A 20516-nucleotide genomic window follows, 5' to 3' on the forward strand; every position below is an offset into this window, starting at 1 on the left:
AACTTCTGCCCGGGTAATCCGTTACCCGACTGATATTAACATTGTCATGAGGTGATATCATTTGCCTGGCCAGCCATAATCATCCGGAACCGGCGCTACGCCACGAACATCAGGACGGAGCATTTTTTGTCGATCCTCTTCGTCATCCACCCAGACACTGGCTATCTCTTCACAGGTTGCAAACCATACGCCATCATGCCCTTTAATATGTTCAATCAAACGTGACAACATCATCATATGATGCCCATGACCGATTATCTGCGGATGAAGAGCCATCGCATATAAACCGTTTTCCTGATGGTGATAAGCATAGGTAAAAATATCCTTCCAGCGTCGCAGAACACCGTCAGTATCGCTCATCCCCTCCTGGTTACCGGTATACGCCAGTGCGGGAAAATCATCCAGATACCAGCTAACAGGAATTTCCAGAATCGCGCTGGCCGGGCCTGCGATATTTCCCGTCTCCCAATTCACCTGCCAACGTTGAGGATGGTAAGGCACAAGATCTCTCGCCATCAGGCTACTGTCATAGAGAAAACCGGCTTCCTCCAGAAGATCCAGCGTATTCTCGCTATAATCCCAATAGGGAGAACGGTATCCCACAGGGCGTATGCCGAAATGTCTTTTATAACAGGCGAACGCCAGATCCATAAGTCGGCGTTCTGTATCACGATTCACCAGCGTCGGATTTTCATGATAGTAGCCATGGTGAGCGATTTCATGCCCGGCATCAAAAATTGCTTTAATGATTTCCGGGAAGGTGTCTACAGTGTGTCCGGGAATAAAAAAGGTGGTTTTGATATTATTTTCTTTGAACAATTTCAGAAGCCTTGGTACGCCAACTTGAGCACCAAACTCTCCTCGTGACATAAAGGATGGCGACGGTCGATTAAATCCGCCCAGCCATAAAGACTGAGCATCTACATCAACACCAAGATTGACCGCAATCCTTTTACCCTCAGGTAATTTTAAATATCCCATAACGACCTCCAGCTAATACATAGAAGGGACACATTCTGTTATTTAATGTGTGATGGCCAGATATTATATATGCCTGCTTTTCTGCGTCTGTCCTTGAACGTTGTTGCTGCCCCCCCAAGTCTATTTTCATATAGAACATCGAGGTTAATTTCTCCTGAAATGACATCCTCTTGATTGACGTGCGCCTCTGCGATAATACCTTGTGGATTTTTCCACACGACATCACAGGGGCTTAAAATTGAACTTCGGGCCCAGCAGCCTGGCAGTGGCCCGCCCGGGTTTCCGCCCAGGCAACAGTGAACAAGATAAATTTGATTTTCAATACAACGTGCGTGGCAACAATGCCTGACTCGCCAAAATCCCTGTTCAGTAAACGTAGCGGAAGGCGTTAAAATTAACTCCGCACCCTGTTCCGCCAGCGTCGCAGCACACTCCGGTATTTCTGCTTCATAACAAATATTAAAACCCACCTTAGCAAATGGCAGTTGAAAAACAGCCATTTTATCGCCTTCCTGAGTATACCAACCCCGTTCAGCCGGGAAGATATGCGTCTTACTGTGAGCATAATGTTCGCCATCGGGTCCCCATATATGCGCAACATTCTCATAGCGATCTGCTCCAGTCTGCTCCAGATGAGAGCCAGCAATAATGAACTGTCCTCTTTCTTTCGCTTCCTGTTGAAAAAGCTGCTTATAGGCATCCGTAAACTGATCAATTAAAGTTAGGTGTGAAATGGGTCTTTCTTGCCATTTTTTCAATAATGTAAATAACTCAATGGTAAATAGCTCCGGGAAGATAACGACATCAGCTCCCTGACTTTTATTAAGAAGTATCCTTACCTTTGTTATGAAATCTTCAAAAGTGTTTATTTCAGTAACAATATACTGACAGGCTGAAACAGTAAAATTACGTGACATCGTGATATCCCCGGCATGAAATTTAAACTTAAATTAACGTATAGCGCATGGAGAATGTTAGGGAGTGGGCATTACAACATCAGGTTATTTTTTGTGAAGCTGCGCAAAATATATGGAGAAAAGAGTAGAAGCATTGAACCTTTATTTACATAAAGGGGACTTTATCGATGATCGCAGCGAGACAGAGAGTCGATAAAAATCCAGGCGAAAAACAATAACCCTTACCACAATATTATTTTCAGCATCTGAAAATAATCAGGCAAACTAAATGATAACGCGCTGGTATAAAACCAACGCGTATTTTTACCGATAAGGGTAATGAAGACGGCCACCCGAAGGTGGCCGTTAGAACCCGGTAGCGCTTCGCTTATCAGGCTAGTGAAACCGAGACAGCTTTAGCGGTGAGACGCCAGCGGCTGTTCCGTCATTGGCGGGTGGTGCTTTTCTGGATCTTTAATCAGTACCCACAGGATGATGGCGCCGATAATATCGAACAGACTGAGTGCAATGAAGAACGGGCCGTAACCGATAATAGCGACCAATGCCCCCATAAACAGGTTGAAGCTTAACTGTCCCATCCATGCCGCAGATCCTGCCAGACCGGCAACCGTCGCGACCTCATTTTTCTTGAACAGGTCAGCGCTCATGGTAATCACGACGGTAGACAGCGTCTGGTGCGCAAAACCGCCAATACTCATCAATGCAATGGCGACATACGGGTTAGTCGTAATGCTGACAAAACCGATCGAAATCATCAAAACAGCGCCGATGGTAAAGCTACAACGACGCGCATTGATCGTGGTCATGTGCATCTTTTCCATGAAGAACTTCGCCAGGAAACCGCCTGCAACGCAGCCAAAGTCCGCCGCCAGGAATGGCAGCCAGGCAAACATGGCGATCTCTTTTAACGGCAGATGCATCACGTTAATCAGATACAGCGGCATCCAGAAACTCAGCGTTCCCCATGCCGGGTCAGCCAGAAAACGGGTAATCGCCAACGCCCAGAAGTTACGCTTTTTAACGATCTCTTTAACGGCCGGTTTTTTATTATCGTCCTGGAGATAGCTTTCCTGGCCGTCTTCGATATAACGCAGCTCTTTGTGGGTGATCCACGGGTGTTTATTTGGCGAGTTATAAATCAGGAACCAGGTGATGGCGAACAGCACGCCGATCCCACCGGTAATCACAAACGCCATTTCAGTACCGATGCCGCTATCAGCAAAGGTCAGCATCGCCCAGACCACCAGCGGCGGCGCCAGCATCGCGCCAATCGAAGTACCGATATTAAACAGTCCCCCCGCAATACCGCGTTCTTTCGTCGGGAACCATTCGGCGCTGGCTTTAATCCCGGCCGGAATCGCTGACGCTTCGGTTAGCCCCATCAGACCACGCAGAAATGCCAGACTTATCCAGCCGCCGGCCAGCGCGTGCGCCATGTTGATCAGCGACCATAACAAGGCAAAGATAAAGAAGCCGATTTTCAGTCCGATGACATCCATCAAATAGCCGGTGATCGGCTGCGCAATGGTGTAACAAAGCTGGAAGGCGCTCACCACCCAGGAATATTGTTGCTCATCAAAATGGAGTTCTTTCATCATCGCTGGCGCCGCAACGCTAAGCGAGCTACGGGACAGGTAGTTTACGATGGTCCCTACGCAGACCAGGCCGATAATCCACCATCTTAATTTTGTCATCTTCATGATAAAGCCTCGTTAAAAAACATTAGCTCCGCGCCGTCTGACCTGTAGCGGGAAAACTGAAATCACAAAATTGGTTGACCAATCAATATTTTCTCATCCGGACCGGTCAAAATCTGGCGGCAACTCCCGCCCTTAATATTCTTGAAATAAATACATCAACTCATTTCAAGTTGAATGGTGAATGCTTTTCACCCAGCAAAAATTGACACAGATCAAATAAATAAAATTGGCAGACCGTGAATGATGATATTTGTGATTTGGTTAGCCAATTTAGACAATAAGGTTGACATGAGAAAAATTTTGGTTGAATTTAGGGGTCAGAACGGGTTTACAAAGCACGTTTCGATGTTGGCTGGCAATGGGTCAACCACGAAGACGTTATCGCAAGAAGAGGAAACGAGATATGAAACAAACCTGGCGCTGGTACGGACCTAACGACCCGGTAACGCTGTCAGATGTACGCCAGGCTGGCGCAACCGGCGTGGTAACGGCGTTACACCATATCCCGAATGGAGAAATTTGGTCGGTAGACGAGATCCAGAAACGTAAAGCTATCGTTGAAGAGGCGGGTCTGGAGTGGTCTGTGGTAGAGAGCGTACCTATCCACGAAGACATCAAAACCCACACCGGTCAGTACGATTTATGGATCAAAAACTACCAGCAAACGCTGCGTAACCTGGCGCAATGCGGTATCTATACGGTTTGCTATAACTTTATGCCGGTGCTGGACTGGACACGTACGGATCTGGAATACGTATTGCCGGATGGTTCAAAAGCGTTGCGTTTTGACCAGATTGAATTCGCCGCGTTCGAACTGCACATCCTGAAGCGTCCGGGAGCAGAAGCCGACTATACGGCAGAAGAGATTGCTCAGGCAGAGCGGCGTTTCGCCACCATGAGCGAGGAAGACAAAGCACGTCTGACCCGCAACATTATTGCCGGTTTACCTGGCGCGGAAGAAGGCTATACGCTGGATCAGTTCCGTCAACACCTGGCGACGTATAAAGATATCGATAAAGCAAAACTGCGTGAACATTTTGCCTATTTCCTGAAAGCCATTATTCCGGTTGCCGACGAGGTTGGCGTGCGTATGGCCGTTCATCCTGACGATCCACCGCGCCCTATTCTCGGCCTGCCGCGCATTGTCTCTACCATTGAAGACATGCAATGGATGGTGGAAACCGTTAATAGCATGGCGAACGGCTTCACCATGTGTACCGGATCTTACGGCGTGCGCGCCGACAACGATCTGGTTGATATGATCAAACAGTTTGGTCCGCGCATCTACTTTACGCATCTGCGCTCTACGCTGCGCGAAGAGAATCCGAAGACCTTCCACGAGGCCGCCCATTTGCACGGCGATGTGGATATGTATGAAGTCGTTAAAGCGATTGTGGAAGAAGAGCACCGTCGTAAAGCCGAAGGTAGCGACGATCTGATCCCAATGCGCCCGGACCACGGTCATCAGATGCTGGACGATCTGAAGAAGAAAACGAATCCGGGTTATTCCGCCATTGGCCGTCTGAAAGGGCTTGCGGAAGTCCGCGGCGTCGAACTGGCTATCCAGCGCGCTTTCTTTAGCAAATAACCTTCTTTCGCATGGCGCGACGCGTCATGCGATTTCCCCTACTCAATGCAATAGCAACATGCCTCGCCCCGGAGATCGCGGGCGAAGACGTCGAATGACAGGAGTTTGCAATGGAACAGAATATCGCCACCGCCCAGGTTTCCGTCGCCCGCCCAAACTGGGACAAATCACGTCTGGTATCCCGTATTGTGCATCTGGGCTGCGGGGCGTTTCACCGCGCGCACCAGGCGCTCTTTACCCATCATTTACTGGAAAAGAGCGACAGCGACTGGGGCATTTGTGAAGTGAACCTGATGCCGGGTAACGACGCGCGGCTGATCGCGAACCTGAAAGCGCAAAATCTGCTGTACACCGTTGCAGAACGCGGCGCAGAAAGCACCGAACTGAAAATTATCGGTTCAATGAAAGAAGCGCTGCACCCTGAATTCGACGGCCATGCAGGGATTCTGGCGGCAATGGCGCGCCCGGAAACCGCCATCGTCTCCTTAACCGTGACCGAAAAAGGCTACTGCACCGACCCCGCCAGCGGCGAGCTTGATGTCAATAACCCGCTGATCCAAAACGATCTTGCCCATCCACAGCAGCCTAAATCCGCCATTGGCTATATTGTCGAAGCGCTAAACATGCGCCGGGAGCAAGGACTGAAAGCTTTTACCGTGCTGTCGTGCGATAACGTACGCGAGAATGGTCACGTCGCGAAGGCTGCCGTCCTCGGCCTGGCAAAAGCTCGCGATGCCGCCCTCGCCGCATGGATTGCCGACAATGTGACCTTCCCCTGCACCATGGTTGACCGCATTGTTCCGGCGGCGACCGAAGAGACGCTACAACTGGTTGCCGACCAGTTAGGGGTTTATGATCCCTGCGCTATCGCCTGCGAACCCTTCCGCCAGTGGGTCATCGAAGATAACTTTGTGAATGGTCGCCCGGACTGGGACACCGTCGGCGCGCAATTCGTTGCAGATGTCGTACCGTTTGAAATGATGAAGCTGCGTATGCTTAACGGCAGTCACTCTTTCCTCGCCTATCTGGGTTATCTCGGCGGGTATGACACTATCGCCGATACCATGACCAACCCGGCTTACCGTCGCGCGGCGCTGGCGCTGATGCTTGATGAACAAGCGCCGACGTTATCAATGCCGGAAGGCACCGATCTGGAAGGGTATGCGAATTTGTTGATCGCGCGTTTCACTAACCCCTCGTTGAAACACCGCACCTGGCAGATCGCGATGGATGGCAGTCAGAAACTGCCGCAGCGTTTGTTGGACCCGGTACGTCTGCACTTGCAACAGGGCGATGACTATCGCCGCCTGACGCTGGGCGTCGCCGGATGGATGCGTTACGTCGGCGGTATCGATGAACAAGGTAAAACCATTGATGTCGTCGATCCGCTGCTAGCGCAGTATCAGGCGATTCATCAGCAATATCAGACGCCGGAAGAACGCGTTCGCGGGCTACTGGCCATCGAGTCTATCTTTGGCAGCGACCTGCCGAAGAACCACGAATTTGTGCAAGCCGTTACCGACGCTTACCAACAGCTATTGCAGAACGGCGCGAAAGCCACGGTAGAAGCGCTGGCTAAGTAAGGAGATAAATCATGGCTACGTTTATGACTGAAGATTTTCTACTTAAAAACGACATTGCCCGCACGCTGTACCATAAATACGCCGCGCCCATGCCGATTTATGACTTCCACTGCCATTTAAGTCCGCAGGAAATCGCCGACGATCGCCGTTTCGATAACCTCGGTCAGATCTGGCTGGAAGGCGACCACTATAAATGGCGAGCGCTACGAAGCGCAGGCGTGGATGAGTCGCTGATCACCGGCAAAGAGACCAGCGATTATGAAAAATATATGGCCTGGGCCAATACCGTACCAAAAACGCTGGGCAATCCGCTGTATCACTGGACGCACCTTGAACTACGCCGTCCATTTGGCATTACAGGTACGCTGTTCGGACCGGATACCGCGGAAAGTATCTGGACGCAGTGTAATGAGAAACTGGCGACGCCGGCCTTTTCCGCGCGCGGTATTATGCAGCAGATGAATGTGCGGATGGTCGGAACCACCGACGACCCGATAGATTCTCTGGAATATCACCGCCAGATAGCCGCCGACGACAGCATTGATATTGAAGTCGCGCCAAGCTGGCGCCCCGACAAAGTTTTCAAAATCGAACTGGACGGCTTTGTCGATTACCTGAGGAAACTGGAAGCGGCGGCAGATGTCAGCATTACCCGTTTCGACGATTTACGTCAGGCGCTCACTCGCCGCCTCGACCATTTCGCCGCCTGCGGCTGCCGCGCGTCGGATCATGGCATTGAAACGCTGCGATTTGCGCCGGTGCCCGACGACGCGCAGCTTGACGCCATTCTGGGCAAACGTCTGGCTGGCGAAACGCTGAGCGAACTTGAGATCGCCCAGTTTACCACGGCGGTGCTGGTCTGGCTGGGCCGTCAGTACGCCGCGCGCGGCTGGGTGATGCAGCTACATATTGGCGCGATCCGTAATAATAATACCCGGATGTTCCGCCTGCTGGGGCCGGATACCGGCTTTGACTCCATTGGCGATAATAACATTAGCTGGGCGCTCTCCCGTTTGCTCGACAGTATGGATGTGACCAATGAACTGCCCAAGACTATCCTCTATTGCCTGAACCCACGTGATAACGAAGTCCTGGCGACCATGATCGGTAACTTCCAGGGGCCGGGAATTGCCGGAAAAGTGCAGTTTGGTTCCGGCTGGTGGTTTAACGATCAGAAAGACGGTATGCTGCGCCAACTGGAACAACTGTCGCAAATGGGACTGTTAAGTCAGTTTGTCGGGATGCTGACCGACTCCCGCAGTTTCCTTTCTTATACGCGACATGAATATTTCCGTCGTATTCTCTGTAACCTGCTGGGACAGTGGGCGCAGGACGGAGAGATTCCTGATGATGAAGCGATGCTAAGCCGTATGGTTCAGGATATCTGCTTCAATAATGCCCAGCGTTATTTCACGATTAAATAATCGCTATTAATCTGTGAGCACAGGTCTCAGGTATTTCGAGGGGCAGGAAGGCGGTAAGAGAGTGAGAAATTTAGCAGTAACGCACTTTTCCAGCCAAAGTCTGGCCGCCGATAAAAAGCAAAGAGGTTGCTGATTAATCCCGAATCACTTACTAAAGTAAGTGATTCGGGTAAACAAACACAGCCATCTTCTGCGTCATGCTTTTTTTCTCTGTCCGGAATAACTCCAGTGCAGAAAGTGTGATACATCAGTCCTGTTGATGATGGCTCCTGTTGGTTATACGGTAATAACTCATGACTTCACAGTGTGGTTTCTTTTAATAAATCGACAGCCAGCATTTCCAGCTGGTTAACCACCTCATTACTGGAACGCTCCATTCTGTCGAGTTCTTGCGACATCGCATTCATATCGCCTGCGGCAAAATAGTTCAGCGCAGAGTGACCAGCGCTATGCACCTCTTTATGCGGCGCTTCCAGACTACGGAAACTGTAGTAATTGCTAAACTGCTGCCCTTCAAAACCGTAGTACCATTTCCCCAGCCGACACTGATCGTGCATCGTTATTTTGCTGTTTATGTCTTTATTTAAGAGTAATTTGTAGACTTCCATTTTCCAGATAACATGGTCAACTTTAACAATATTCAAAAACTGCACCGTAGAGATGTACTGCATGACCGATTTCATGCTCAGCGATTTATCGATGACGATGCCAATAGACTCCACAATTTGATTTATGTTAGTCGTAATATTATCAATAACCGGCTGTTGGTTATCCAGCACCTCACTCACTCTGGCCGTATTATCTTTGATTACAGAGGTTAACGTACTGACGCTTTTCGAACTGTGTTTAACATCTTCGGACAGGTTTTTCACTTCTTTCGAAATAACGCTAAAACCACGCCCGGCATCCCCTACGCGCGCGGCCTCGATCGCGGAGTTAATCGCTATCAAATTGGTCTGGTTAGCGATCTTCTGTATCTCTTTAATACACGCATTAATTTGCGTTAAGGAGGTATTTAAGTCGCCCATACGACAGCCAATATCCGATGAAGTCGTGCCAATTTCGGTGATAAATTCCACGAGCGATTTTAATGAACTTCTGGCTTTATCATTCTGTTCGTTAAGTTCATTAATGCGTTCTTTTTCAATGTTGAGCTGCTCACAGGACTTAATGATGGCATTACGAATGATATCGATCGTCGAGATCCCCATCAGAATTTTTTGACACAGTATCCGCTCATAAGGCTCAGGAGTATCCACCACCACGTCAGATGCATTAGCGCCAGATTCTGCTGCTGGCGGCGGTATTTTTACAACATTATTATTCCAGTGGCGCAAGCCTAATACTTTTTTAAACATATACCATTCTCCTTATTATATGTGGACATCCTGATCTATGCCTGGATAAAGTATTATCAACTCATGATAACATAATGAAAAATCGGCTGTCATCTGCCATAACCATACGTTCACCAGAATAAGACAAAACGTCCACTAAACTTAAATAATTACAGAGTAAACTATTCAATAATACCATTAATAGTCATAATGGAAGTCGCTTCACTTTATACGAAAATATCATTCACAAGGCTGACAATAATAGTTGAATAATAATTAACTGCATTTACTTAGGTGTATCTATATCTCAGCCCGAAGATTGCAGACAGGGTTTAAACGCAAACTTTTGCAATAGAAAAATAACCTAACGTAAACTTTTTATATGACTAATAATGTCATTTGAACTCGTCAATATATTATGCTGTCCGTTTACCAACCAAACAGGCATGACCTAAATCCAAAGGGAGGGGGCGGCGTAACCAGCCGCAAAAAGTACCAATTAGACGAAAATCAGGAAACGAGTGCGCCAACGCGGCGAGCGTCACCGCCTGCGTCAGAAAAGTTAAGAATAATTTGTGATATTATTTCTCATATGTTACTAGTAAATGGCAGGCTGATAGCCGTTCGCTGGTAAACACAACAGGCGGGATATCGGCACCCACGCCGATATCCCGACGAGAATGACCCCGTTACGCTTTGATGACGATTAACGGTTCAATATCGCTCTCTTTTTTAATGACTAATGAATCATCGCCGCGCAGGCACGTACCGCCGTAGTTACCGCCCACGGTAAACGTACAGACCTGAATATACTTCCCGGCGACCTTCGGCAGGCACCACAACTGCTGATAGATATTTTTCTGCGTGGCGAACTTGCCGCTGGTTTTATCCAGGAGCTCTTCCTGATGGCTCACCAAATCGATATTACTACCGCAACGTCCGGCGATCGGTTTTACCGCATAGCCGGTCTGCACCAGCTCATCGTTAACGGTAAAATCCGTGTCGAGCAAATAGCGATGATGCGGGAACAGCGACCACAGGATGGGCAGGATCGCTTTGTTGCCCGGGATCACCGTCCACAGCGGTTCAAACACCAACACTTCCGGGCGCAGTAATACATCAATCAGCCGGACTTCATTTTCCGGGTGCCCGGTACGAATAGGCACTGCGGCATACTCCGTCTCGCTGACTTCGCGTATCTGCTCCATCGCCGTTTCCCACGCCCAGGTTTTCCAGACACAATTCACCAGCCGTCCGTCGCCATCGATCAACTGCCCGGCGTCATCCCAGCGCAACTCGCCCAGCCCGCGGAGGATTTTGCTCGCGAAGCCGGCCTGATGCAGCGCCTGCTGCATAAACTGCGCGTGATAGTCCTCCTCGACATCATCATCCTGCATGATATGGACGAAAGGACGCGCTTTACTGTGTTTCCAGGCGCCTGCCAGCTCGTTAATTAAGCCCTCTGCCGGGTTATGCCCTTTACCGGTATAGCCCTGCTCAGCCCATTTTTCGAGAATTAATCCCGCTTCGGTATGGCATGATGCGGAATCGGCATTGTATTCATAGACTTTCAGCCCGCGTTCATCCATGCAGAAATCCATACGACCGGTGATCATATGGTGACGACGGCGCTGCCAGGAGAGGCGCAGACGCGGCCAAAGAATTTTGGGGATATCGAATAGCGCCAGCAGATTATCGTCTTTTAAAACTTTGTCCGTGGCGTGCAGGTACATCAAATGCAACTCATTGGTCGCTTTGATAAGCTCCTGTTCAGCGCTCTCGGTGATGGTAAAATACTGGTACGGGTCCTGATTGATAACGTGCCCGTTCGCCTGTACATAGGCTTTTTGTAACGGATCGCGCTCATCCAGCCACTGACCGTCAAACTGACCTTTCTCTGGCAGTCTTGCGCCGCGAATCGCCAGCGACTGATTCGCGATGTCAGGCTGTGACAAACTGTATTGCGTGTCGTCGGTCTGGATCATCCAGCCTAAAATCGTCGTGTCATCAAAGGTGTCGCGCAGGGTGTAACACCCGTTTTCTACGACCATTTCCAGTTCGCGAGTCCACTGCTGCCCTGGCGGCAATGGCGTGTGGATAACGTTTTGCTCAGCAATACGAATTTTGTTATCCAGGAGTTGGGTGATAATCGCGACGTGCCCGGTTTCGTTAAACTCGCCGCCCTTTTGCCAGATGAGCAGCGCCCCGGCCTCCGGCGCGCGCGGCGAACCGTTCGGGAAGGCCTGCAAAGGCAAAATATTGTCATTCACGACCTCGCGCAGAAAACGTAGCGAGAAGATTTCCCAGGCCATGCCGACGTCAGTAAAAACAACGCCATAATTCAGAAAGAGAAAACGGCGGGCAAATTCCACGCACTGCCATTTATGCCCCATGTATTCATCGTCGATGTAGCTACGAAAAGCTGCGTCGTCGTCGTCCCACGGATCGAGGGAATTGTAATCTGAAGAGTAGATCGCTACGCCGCCGGGGGCGTAACCCAATAATGTCCCGAAGGGGGCATCCTGACTGGTGGTTCCTTTGCTCATGCACTTACCTCAAAACAAGACCGCCTGAGCAGCCTGGCGTGATTTCGCTCTGATTGTCTGCTCTGTGACACTAACCGGACAGAGGTCGACATAATCATACACCTCAATAAGGCACACTGAGGCCAGAAGGTTAAAATTTCACTCGCCGGAATGTCCCAATCGGTTAAATGTCCGACTAGCAAGCTGCTACACTGCTTCAACACCACCATTGTGAAGGCAGGTCAATATGGCAGATAATACTTATCAACCCGCAAAAGTCTGGACGTGGGATAAATCCGGCGGCGGCGCGTTCGCTAACATTAATCGCCCGGTTTCCGGCCCGACGCACGACAAAACGCTGCCCGTCGGCAAACATCCGTTACAGCTTTATTCGCTGGGGACGCCTAACGGCCAGAAAGTGACTATTATGCTGGAAGAGCTCCTGGCGCTGGGCGTGACCGGCGCCGAATATGACGCCTGGTTGATTCGCATCGGCGAGGGCGATCAGTTCTCCAGCGGCTTTGTTGACATCAATCCGAACTCAAAAATCCCGGCGCTGCGCGATAACTCACACAACCCGCCGATTCGGGTTTTTGAGTCGGGCGCAATTCTTGTTTATCTGGCGGATAAGTTTGGCCATTTCCTGCCGCAGGATCTGGCTAAGCGCACAGAAACCCTTAACTGGTTGTTCTGGCTACAGGGCGCGGCGCCGTTCCTCGGTGGCGGTTTCGGTCATTTCTATCATTATGCGCCGGTAAAAATTGAGTACGCCATTAATCGCTTCACCATGGAAGCCAAGCGTCTGCTGGACGTGCTGGATAAGCAGTTAGCTCACCACCCGTATGTCGCGGGAGAAGAGTACACTATTGCCGATATGGCCATCTGGCCGTGGTTCGGCAACGTGGTGCTGGGGAATGTCTATGATGCAGCGGAGTTTCTGGATGCCGGAAGTTATCAAAACGTACAACGCTGGGCGAAACAGGTAGCCGAACGTCCGGCGGTAAAGCGGGGGCGCATTGTCAACCGGACCAACGGCCCATTGAACGAACAGCTTCACGAACGCCATGACGCCAGCGACTTCGAAAACCATACCGAAGATAAACGTCAAAGTTAAACCATAATGCCGGATGGGGTAGTAATGTCGTCATCCGGCATGGTATTCCCTGCTGACGCTTCGCTTATCAGTTCTGCGAGTGCGTCATATTCGGCGCTTCACTAAACCCATGTTGCATGAGAATCAACCTCGCCCGTGCTGACAGTAAAAAGTCGGCAAGCGTTTTTCCCTGCTCGCTCAGGCAGGCAAAGCCATATTCAGCCACGGGATTATAAGGTTCCGGGATATCAATCACTCGCAGCGAATTAACCTGCCGTAGCCTGGGAGCATAGCTGGCATAGCCGATAAAGATATCGGTGTAATCATGATTGATGAGCCATTCCGCTGCCAGCCGGCCCGCCGGTAACGGCAAAGTCTGCCTGCCGCCAACCAGCGCTACCGCGCGTTTTCGGACCGCTTCGCCCTCGTTGCCCATCCGCGAAAAAAGCTGCTGCGTATAATCGCCGGAAGGATCGCAACCTGCTGTTGAGGTGCCGATCCGCAGATCCCGCCGGGTTAATAGCGACAGCCAGTCCTCGCCTTCACGCATCGCCTGTGCCCGCACGCTCAGACACAAACGGTTCGTCGTAAAAGGCGCGACCCGCAGCGCCCGCCCGCTTTCCAGCAGCGCCTGCGGATGCGCCAGGTTCGCCGAAGCAAAAAAGTCGCACGCTTCGCCCGCTTCGATGCGTTCACGTAACAGCCCCGCCGGACCGAAATCACATACCGCATCCGCCTGAAACGCCGTCATTAGCTGCGGCCAGACGACGCGCAAGCTCCCCGCTGCCAGTATTCGCATCACTGTACGCCCTGATAGTCAGTACGGTAAAAACGTTGATACCAGTCGTTAGCGGCCTTTTGCATGTCAATATCGTGGAATTTTTGCGGATAGAGTTTTTTCGCCATCCACAGTTCGCCGATTCCCACCGCCTCCGGCATCGGATATCCCCAGGCTTTGGCATAATCCGGCATCAGGTAAACCCGATGATGCTTCACCGCGTCAATGACCTGCCACTGGGGATTGTGCAGGATCTCATTGACGACCTTTGGATAGCGATTCTGGACAAAGATCACCTGCGGATCCCAGGCGATCACCTGCTCCATTGTCACCTGCTTAAAGCCTTTCACCGAGGATGCCGCTACATTCAGCGCCCCCGCATGGGCCATCATCAGACCGGTATATTTACCGGAACCGTAGGTGGTCAACTCCGGATTCGCCATATAGGCGCGAACTCGCTCATTTTCAGGAACCGACTGCAAACGGTCGCTGACCATCTTGCGACCTTTATCCATCGCCTCAATCAGCGCTTTCGCCTCCTGCGGTTTATTGACGATATCGCCAATCAGCGTTATTCCTTCACGCAGCCCGCGATTATAAGCCTGCTCTTCATCGGCCAGGGTCGGGTTCATTTTAGCCTGCTCGCCAGCAATATCATGGCGCAGCGAAATCGCCACCACCGGAATGCCAAGACGGCTGATCTTGTCGATCATCTCCTGCGGAGCGTAATTCGTGACAAACACCACCTGCGGGTGCAGCGCCACCAGTTTTTCAAGATCAACGTGCGTTAGATCGCCCAGCGAGGCTTTTTGCGCCAGTTCCGGCGCCAGACGCGCATAGCCGTCGCCTAATTGCTGTTTCCAGTTCGCCATGACCCCAACGATTTTGTCAGTGGCATTCATCTGTACAAGGAGATTGAGCGTTTGATGCTGGAACACCACCACTCTGTCGACGGTGTCGGGAACCGTGACCTGGCGGCCAAGTTGATCGGTAAAAGTACGCGCCGCCTGTGACATTAACGGCCAGCAAAAAAGCAACGCCAGCAGAGAGAGCTGGCGCAAAAATTTATTCATAGGTTTCGCCCCACAATCGATATATAAATAATTATACAACGATTATAGAGCGATATAATAGAGGTGATTAAGGGATCACGCGCTGGTGATGTCGTACTCCATGCGGCGCAGCGCATCTAACGTGGCTTTCGCTTCGTCTTCGTCAATGATGCTCATCGCAAAACCAACGTGTACCAATACCCATTGCCCTATCAGATCGGCTGGCTTACCTTCACAAATCAGAGCAATATTGACATCACGTTTGATGCCACACACTTCCACCTGCGCAAGCTGGTGAATATCATCTCCGACGGCCAGCACCTGACCGGGGACGCCAATACACATAGTTAACCACCTGAAATAAAATGCGGGTTATTCGACCTCAATACTTTTTACTTTCAACGAATCGCCGGTATCCACCCGCAGGCGATCGCCATGACAATGCGGACATTGCGCGTCATGCCTGAGAATTTCCACCACCTGACTGCAATCCCAGCACCAGGCCTGGGCCGGTCTGTAGTCGATGTGCAATTCGCACCCTTGCGCTAAAGTTCCCTGGCAGGCGATGTCAAAGCTGAAACGAACCGCGCGCTCTTCAACGCACGAAAGCGCGCCTATCTCCAGCCATACGCCGGTGACGCGCGCCACGCCGTGCTGTTCTGCCTGCTGCTGAATAATTTCAACGGCGCTTTGGCAAAGAGACAGCTCATGCATTCTCACAGCTCCGACGGCCAAACAGCAACGCACGCCGGCTTGTCTGCGGCGCATCAGGATTGCTTACCGGCAGAGATAACAGCATCCGCGCGCAGTCATCCGCCAGCCGGACGCCCTCTTCCGGCGACAGGCTACGGGAAAGCGGCGACATCAACGAGCAGGCAAGATATTGCGAAACGCCTTCCAGTTCGCCAACGGTAAAGGTCATCGTGCCATAAGGCAGTTGCAGACCGAGTTTTTCACCGACGGTACGCCCGGGCCAGATCTGGTCCGGGCCAGGGAAGATTAATGCGCTTAACATCCACGGCGTAATTACCGTGCCCGTCCATTGTCCTTCAAATAACGTAAAATCAGAGACATGCACTGGCATAGTCGGATGCAGAAACGAAAGATCGTGCATCGAACGATGGGCTATCTCTTCAAACGCCGCCTGAACCCGGGCGACGGGCGCCGTGTCGAATCCGGAAAACGTTTCAGACATGCGCCGTCTCCTTAGGAATTGCTTCGACGCCGGATTCACGCAGCGCAGCAAGAACCTGCTCAAGCGCAGGTTCAATCATCGCCTCGACGGTTGGCGTTAAGCCGATGTGCGGTTCCAGCGACTGTGGAATAACGCCGACCAGGGTCAGTTTCTTCGGAAACTCGCCGGTAAAGCGGAGGGCCGACAATACGTCGGCCAGTCCAAGCTGATGGGGGGAGATTTTGTTGGTGAACAGCGCCGGAACTTCATCGTCGCGCAGTACCATAATGGTTCCCGGCGCGTTCTTTTTCGACACGATGGCGTCGGCAATGATCAAATGATCCCGATTCGCCATATCGCCAAGAAGTTCCATTCCCGCCGTACCGCCATCCAGAATCTCAACGAAATCCGGCAGGGTGTATCGTTGCTCTAACGCTTCAACAATACGCACCCCGATGGCTTCATCGGTCAGCAAAATATTGCCGACCCCTAAGACTAATATCCGCATTACAAAACCTTCACCGAGACCACTTCATTGCCATCGGCGTCCACCACGTGTACCGCGCACGCCATGCAAGGGTCGAAGGAGTGGATGGTACGTACCACTTCCAGCGGCTTCGCCGGATCGGCGATCGGCGTACCGACCAGCGACTGTTCGTACGGCCCCACGTCATCGTTGAAGTTACGCGGACCTGAGTTCCAGGTCGATGGCACCACCGCCTGATAGTTACTGATAATACCGTCTTTAATCACCATCCAGTGAGACAGCATACCGCGCGGCGCCTCCAGGAAGCCCACGCCTTTGCACTCGCCCGTCGCCGGAATGTTCGGCTTCACAAACGTGGTGTAATCGCCTTTGCCGATATTTACAATCAGCGCGTTGTATTGATCCTGCAATATGTTTTGCAGTTCACAACAGTGAACGGTACGCCCGATGATACGACCCAGCGTAGAGTGAAGTTGCGCCATTTCCAGCGTTTTGCCGGCCAGCTTCTGATAAAGCGCAATGATTTCATTGAGCTTGGTCTGCGTGGATTCACGACCTGCAGCCAGTTTACACAGCATGTTCGCCAGCGGCCCGACTTCGACGGTTTTGCCGTAGAATGTCGGCGACTTGACCCATGAGTATTTACCGTCATCCGACCAACCGTCGTAAGCCGGGATCGTAGTGCCTTCCCACGGCGCCTGCGGCGCTTCATCTTTGTACCAGGCGTGCTTCGCGCTCTCCTGAATACCTTTAATCAGGAACTCGTCGGAGTGAGAGGTGATCGGACGGTATGTCGACAGATCGGCATTGGTAATGTAACCGCCCGGGAACAGGAAACTGCCGTTTTTACCGTCGGTCGGGAATTCCGGCGCGCTCAGGTAGTTCACCGCGCCTTTGCCGCGCTCCAGCCATTCCGGATAGTAGGCCGCGATGACAGCGGTATCCACTTTATACACCTGCTCGACAAAATCGCTCAGCTTATCGATAAACGATTTGATGTACATCAGGCGTTCAAGGTTCAACGTACCGATACTGTCGAGATTGATCGGGTTCGCCACCCCACCGACTGCCAGGTTCTGGATATGCGGCGATTTACCGCCCAGCAACGCCACCACGCGGTTAGCGTCACGCTGACATTCCAGCGCCTGCAGATAGTGGGCGACCGCAATCAGGTTGACCTCCGGCGGTAACTGCATTGCCGGGTGCCCCCAGTAGCCGTTGGCGAAAATACCTAACTGACCGCTGGCGACAAGATCCTTGATCTTGTTCTGAACTTTCGTGAACTCTTGCGCGCTGTTCAGGTGCCAGCTCGACACGCCATCCAGCATCGCAGAAGCTTTTTCCGGATCGGCTTTCAGCGCAGAGGTAATGTCCACCCAGTCCAGCGCAGAGAGCTGGTAGAAATGGACAATGTGGTCATGGGTGGTATGCGCCGCCAGAATAATATTACGGATATACTGCGCGTTGACGGGAACATCAATATTCAGCGCGCTTTCCGCCGCACGAACGGAGGAGATCGCGTGAGTTGTCGTACAAACGCCGCAAATACGCTGCACAATCATCCACGCATCGCGCGGATCGCGGTTCTTCACGATCTCTTCCATACCGCGCCACATGGTGCCGGACGCCCATGCTTTGGATACGACGCCGTTCTCAATTTCGCAGTCAATGCGTAAATGACCCTCAATACGGGTTACCGGATCAATAGTAATTCTCTGGCTCATGCTTTGCTCGCCTCATGACGATTATGATCGTTTTGTTTTAAAGGAGGAAGTATCGGCAGTAGACGAATGAGTACGATGTATGCACAAATCTCAATGGCCACAAAACCAATAGAAATCAACAATTCTTCCCAGGTTGGGAAGTAGTGGTAGCCGCCACCCGGGTTGAATGCCACCAGCGAATAGGTCAGACGCCACGTCGCGCAGCCCAACAGCGCGCTCAGCGCCGACAGGTACAGCATACGAGAGTCATTACGCAGTTTCGCCACACGCAGCACCACTAACGGGAAGACCATCAGGACGACTTCAATCCAGAACATAGCGGAGTAAAAATCGCCGGCAAACGCATAGGACAGCTTGTCGCGATAAATCAGTTCGCCAAAGCGCAGGACGACGAAAATCGCCAGCAGCACGCTGATGGTATTCGTCAGCTTAACAAACAAATTTTTCTCATCCGGACCGTTTCCTTTCAGGCCTGCCTGAACCAGCGAACCCTCAAATATGACAATGGAGAAGCCCATGATAAACGCGGTCAGAACCGAGAACAGCGGCAGCATTTCATAGCTTTGCCATAGCGGATGCACTTTATAGCCCGCCGAGATCATCAATGACCCCATTGAGGACTGGTGCATCGTCGGCAACAGCGCGCCCAGCGCGATAATAAAGAACATCACCTTATTCAGACGCTTGAGCGACACTTTCCAGCCCAGACGTTCAAACAAGGCAGGCGCAAACTCCAGCGCCATCACGCCGATGTAGATGGTCATACAGACCGCCGTCTCAAACAGTACCGAGTTCACGTTGAAGTGACCTGGAATGTAGAAGTACGGCAGGTTCCAGTAACGACCGACGTCGATAGTGATCGACAGGCCGCCCAGCGAGTAACCAAACAAGCTTGCCAGCAACGCCGGGCGCACCAACGGATGGTATTGCCCACGGTTAAAGACATATACCGCCCATGCCAACGCCCAACCGCCGCAGGCAAAGCCAGTGCCGATCAACAGGTCAAAGGCAATCCAGACGCCCCATGGGAAACCGCCGTTCAGGTCGGAAACGGAGCCCAACCCGAAGACCAGACGCTTCACGATAAGGAGCATACACAGGACGATTAACGGTCCAAAAATAATGACCGGTTTACTGATGATTTTTCCGCCCAGCGGTTTTGGATCATGACTCATGATCGTCTCCTCCATCGTGATGGTCGTTTTTGCTATTACGACGAACCAGCACGGTTAAGCCCGCCAGCGCAGCCAGGGGTAGTATCATGCCTTTATAAAGCGTGTGTTGAACATGCTCGGAGCGCGCTCCGGTTGAAAGGTCATCCAGCTTCGGCAGATCCAAATCTTCATAAGGAACGCCTGTCAGCACCAGCACCTGAGTACCACCGCCCTCTTTTTCACCGTAGAGGTGTGGGTAGTATTTAGGCACCGTATGCAGATAGGTGTCGTCCGTTTTCAACGTCTGGCGCGGATAGTGATATTCACTGCCTGGTTTGAGGGCCAGACGTTTTTTCGCTTCCGCCATCAGCTCTTCACGAGTACCGAAAATCACGGCCCCTGCCGGACAAACTTCCACGCACCCAGGCAAACCGCCTTTATCCAGACGCTCAACGCCTTTCTGGTTACACAGCTCACACTTGTGAAGCGCGCCAAACGGGTTGTTGTAGTCGTACTTAGGTACGTTGTACGGACAGGCGACCATACAGTAACGGCAGCCGGTGCAGACATCTTTGTCATAGTGGACGATGCCGGTTTTCGGATCTTTTTTCAGCGCCGACACCGGACAAACGGAAACGCAGTTAGGATCGACGCAGTGCATACACTGTTTCTTGATGTAGGCATAGCCGTTCTCTTCCTGATCTTTGTTCACGCCCGTGCCGCTACGCCATACCTGGATAATGTTATTGGTATACGGCGACAGTTTGTCGTTGTTCGACCAGGTCTGCTCCCCTTCCGGGTTACGCGCCGGGAAGTTGATATCCTGACACTTTGTGACGCAGGCCTGACAGCCCACGCACAGCGTAGAGTCATACAACATGCCCAGCGAACCTGGAATCGGCGGACGGTTTTCTGCAGCCGCATGGCTGACAGACGGCGCGGCGCCCAACAGCAATGCTCCACCGGAGGCTGCTTTAATAAAGTCACGTCTGTTCACGG

At 51.6% G+C, this 20516-nt stretch carries 18 protein-coding genes; 4 read left to right on the top strand and 14 right to left on the bottom strand.

Annotation, left to right across the window (positions count from 1 at the left end; translation table 11 throughout):
* Positions 1 to 57: 57 nt before the first annotated feature.
* The 3 genes from J4728_RS11420 to J4728_RS11430 form a co-directional block, all read right to left on the bottom strand.
* Positions 58 to 981, bottom strand: coding sequence for a polysaccharide deacetylase family protein (locus J4728_RS11420; RefSeq protein WP_000540888.1), 924 nt, complete (start codon positions 979 to 981; stop codon positions 58 to 60).
* A 38-nt stretch (positions 982 to 1019) separates the two neighbouring features.
* Positions 1020 to 1898, bottom strand: a complete 879-nt coding sequence (locus tag J4728_RS11425; protein ID WP_000089254.1) for a carbon-nitrogen hydrolase family protein — start codon at positions 1896 to 1898, stop codon at positions 1020 to 1022.
* A gap of 395 nt (positions 1899 to 2293) precedes the next feature.
* A complete protein-coding gene (locus J4728_RS11430) occupies positions 2294 to 3598 on the bottom strand; it encodes an MFS transporter (RefSeq protein ID WP_000784371.1) in 1305 nt (434 codons plus the stop codon).
* A gap of 403 nt (positions 3599 to 4001) precedes the next feature.
* Here J4728_RS11430 and uxuA point away from each other — a divergent pair, with 403 nt between their 5' ends.
* From uxuA to uxaC, 3 genes are all read left to right on the top strand, one after another.
* The gene (gene uxuA, locus J4728_RS11435; protein WP_000815487.1) at positions 4002 to 5186 is read left to right on the top strand and encodes a mannonate dehydratase; all 1185 of its coding nucleotides are present in this window, start codon (positions 4002 to 4004) and stop codon (positions 5184 to 5186) included.
* A 110-nt stretch (positions 5187 to 5296) separates the two neighbouring features.
* Positions 5297 to 6769: a fructuronate reductase gene (locus tag J4728_RS11440; protein ID WP_000437127.1), complete on the top strand. Its 1473-nt coding sequence runs from the start codon at positions 5297 to 5299 to the stop codon at positions 6767 to 6769.
* A gap of 11 nt (positions 6770 to 6780) precedes the next feature.
* Positions 6781 to 8193 (top strand): glucuronate isomerase, encoded by a 1413-nt coding sequence (gene uxaC / locus J4728_RS11445; RefSeq protein WP_000190182.1) that lies wholly within the window; start codon positions 6781 to 6783, stop codon positions 8191 to 8193.
* Positions 8194 to 8492: 299 nt separating this feature from the next.
* On the opposite strand, the gene J4728_RS11450 is transcribed toward uxaC, so the two are convergent.
* A complete protein-coding gene (locus J4728_RS11450; protein WP_000475245.1) occupies positions 8493 to 9551 on the bottom strand; it encodes a methyl-accepting chemotaxis protein in 1059 nt (352 codons plus the stop codon).
* A 668-nt stretch (positions 9552 to 10219) separates the two neighbouring features.
* Positions 10220 to 12076, bottom strand: coding sequence for a bifunctional glutathionylspermidine amidase/synthase (gene gss / locus J4728_RS11455; RefSeq protein WP_001626692.1), 1857 nt, complete (start codon positions 12074 to 12076; stop codon positions 10220 to 10222).
* A 226-nt stretch (positions 12077 to 12302) separates the two neighbouring features.
* Here gss and yghU point away from each other — a divergent pair, with 226 nt between their 5' ends.
* Entirely contained in the window at positions 12303 to 13169 is an 867-nt protein-coding gene (gene yghU / locus J4728_RS11460; RefSeq protein ID WP_000774852.1) for a glutathione-dependent disulfide-bond oxidoreductase, read from the top strand.
* A gap of 67 nt (positions 13170 to 13236) precedes the next feature.
* On the opposite strand, the gene J4728_RS11465 is transcribed toward yghU, so the two are convergent.
* From J4728_RS11465 to hybA, 9 genes are all read right to left on the bottom strand, one after another.
* Positions 13237 to 13947, bottom strand: a complete 711-nt coding sequence (locus J4728_RS11465) for a molybdate ABC transporter substrate-binding protein (protein ID WP_001748656.1) — start codon at positions 13945 to 13947, stop codon at positions 13237 to 13239.
* Positions 13947 to 14999: an ABC transporter substrate-binding protein gene (locus J4728_RS11470; RefSeq protein ID WP_208211769.1), complete on the bottom strand. Its 1053-nt coding sequence runs from the start codon at positions 14997 to 14999 to the stop codon at positions 13947 to 13949. The genes J4728_RS11465 and J4728_RS11470 overlap by 1 nt, the downstream gene beginning before the upstream one ends.
* 75 nt (positions 15000 to 15074) lie before the next feature.
* Positions 15075 to 15323, bottom strand: a complete 249-nt coding sequence (hybG, locus tag J4728_RS11475) for a hydrogenase maturation factor HybG (RefSeq protein WP_000334887.1) — start codon at positions 15321 to 15323, stop codon at positions 15075 to 15077.
* Between the two features lie 27 nt (positions 15324 to 15350).
* A complete protein-coding gene (hypA, locus tag J4728_RS11480; RefSeq protein WP_000544945.1) occupies positions 15351 to 15692 on the bottom strand; it encodes a hydrogenase maturation nickel metallochaperone HypA in 342 nt (113 codons plus the stop codon).
* Complete coding sequence (gene hybE, locus J4728_RS11485; protein WP_000004951.1) at positions 15685 to 16173, bottom strand: hydrogenase-2 assembly chaperone; 489 nt, start codon at positions 16171 to 16173, stop codon at positions 15685 to 15687. Before hybE ends, hypA begins: the two co-directional genes overlap by 8 nt.
* The gene (locus tag J4728_RS11490; protein ID WP_001221960.1) at positions 16166 to 16660 is read right to left on the bottom strand and encodes a HyaD/HybD family hydrogenase maturation endopeptidase; all 495 of its coding nucleotides are present in this window, start codon (positions 16658 to 16660) and stop codon (positions 16166 to 16168) included. Before J4728_RS11490 ends, hybE begins: the two co-directional genes overlap by 8 nt.
* On the bottom strand, positions 16660 to 18363 hold the full coding sequence (gene hybC, locus J4728_RS11495) for a hydrogenase 2 large subunit (RefSeq protein WP_208211771.1): 1704 nt from the start codon (positions 18361 to 18363) through the stop codon (positions 16660 to 16662). The genes J4728_RS11490 and hybC overlap by 1 nt, the downstream gene beginning before the upstream one ends.
* Positions 18360 to 19538: a Ni/Fe-hydrogenase cytochrome b subunit gene (gene hybB / locus J4728_RS11500; protein WP_000017678.1), complete on the bottom strand. Its 1179-nt coding sequence runs from the start codon at positions 19536 to 19538 to the stop codon at positions 18360 to 18362. Before hybB ends, hybC begins: the two co-directional genes overlap by 4 nt.
* Complete coding sequence (gene hybA / locus J4728_RS11505; protein ID WP_001081721.1) at positions 19528 to 20514, bottom strand: hydrogenase 2 operon protein HybA; 987 nt, start codon at positions 20512 to 20514, stop codon at positions 19528 to 19530. Before hybA ends, hybB begins: the two co-directional genes overlap by 11 nt.
* Positions 20515 to 20516: the final 2 nt, after the last annotated feature.

This window comes from Salmonella sp. 32070601201500089SM, assembly GCF_017573605.1.
Lineage (GTDB): Bacteria > Pseudomonadota > Gammaproteobacteria > Enterobacterales > Enterobacteriaceae > Salmonella > Salmonella enterica.

Bases quoted from the DNA above. Each gene is read 5' to 3' on its own strand.
- J4728_RS11420 (WP_000540888.1), bottom strand. From the start codon at position 981: ATGGGATATTTAAAATTACCTGAGGGTAAAAGGATTGCGGTCAATCTT.
- J4728_RS11425 (WP_000089254.1), bottom strand. From the start codon at position 1,898: ATGTCACGTAATTTTACTGTTTCAGCCTGTCAGTATATTGTTACTGAA.
- J4728_RS11430 (WP_000784371.1), bottom strand. From the start codon at position 3,598: ATGAAGATGACAAAATTAAGATGGTGGATTATCGGCCTGGTCTGCGTA.
- uxuA (WP_000815487.1), top strand. From the start codon at position 4,002: ATGAAACAAACCTGGCGCTGGTACGGACCTAACGACCCGGTAACGCTG.
- J4728_RS11440 (WP_000437127.1), top strand. From the start codon at position 5,297: ATGGAACAGAATATCGCCACCGCCCAGGTTTCCGTCGCCCGCCCAAAC.
- uxaC (WP_000190182.1), top strand. From the start codon at position 6,781: ATGGCTACGTTTATGACTGAAGATTTTCTACTTAAAAACGACATTGCC.
- J4728_RS11450 (WP_000475245.1), bottom strand. From the start codon at position 9,551: ATGTTTAAAAAAGTATTAGGCTTGCGCCACTGGAATAATAATGTTGTA.
- gss (WP_001626692.1), bottom strand. From the start codon at position 12,076: ATGAGCAAAGGAACCACCAGTCAGGATGCCCCCTTCGGGACATTATTG.
- yghU (WP_000774852.1), top strand. From the start codon at position 12,303: ATGGCAGATAATACTTATCAACCCGCAAAAGTCTGGACGTGGGATAAA.
- J4728_RS11465 (WP_001748656.1), bottom strand. From the start codon at position 13,947: ATGCGAATACTGGCAGCGGGGAGCTTGCGCGTCGTCTGGCCGCAGCTA.
- J4728_RS11470 (WP_208211769.1), bottom strand. From the start codon at position 14,999: ATGAATAAATTTTTGCGCCAGCTCTCTCTGCTGGCGTTGCTTTTTTGC.
- hybG (WP_000334887.1), bottom strand. From the start codon at position 15,323: ATGTGTATTGGCGTCCCCGGTCAGGTGCTGGCCGTCGGAGATGATATT.
- hypA (WP_000544945.1), bottom strand. From the start codon at position 15,692: ATGCATGAGCTGTCTCTTTGCCAAAGCGCCGTTGAAATTATTCAGCAG.
- hybE (WP_000004951.1), bottom strand. From the start codon at position 16,173: ATGTCTGAAACGTTTTCCGGATTCGACACGGCGCCCGTCGCCCGGGTT.
- J4728_RS11490 (WP_001221960.1), bottom strand. From the start codon at position 16,660: ATGCGGATATTAGTCTTAGGGGTCGGCAATATTTTGCTGACCGATGAA.
- hybC (WP_208211771.1), bottom strand. From the start codon at position 18,363: ATGAGCCAGAGAATTACTATTGATCCGGTAACCCGTATTGAGGGTCAT.
- hybB (WP_000017678.1), bottom strand. From the start codon at position 19,538: ATGAGTCATGATCCAAAACCGCTGGGCGGAAAAATCATCAGTAAACCG.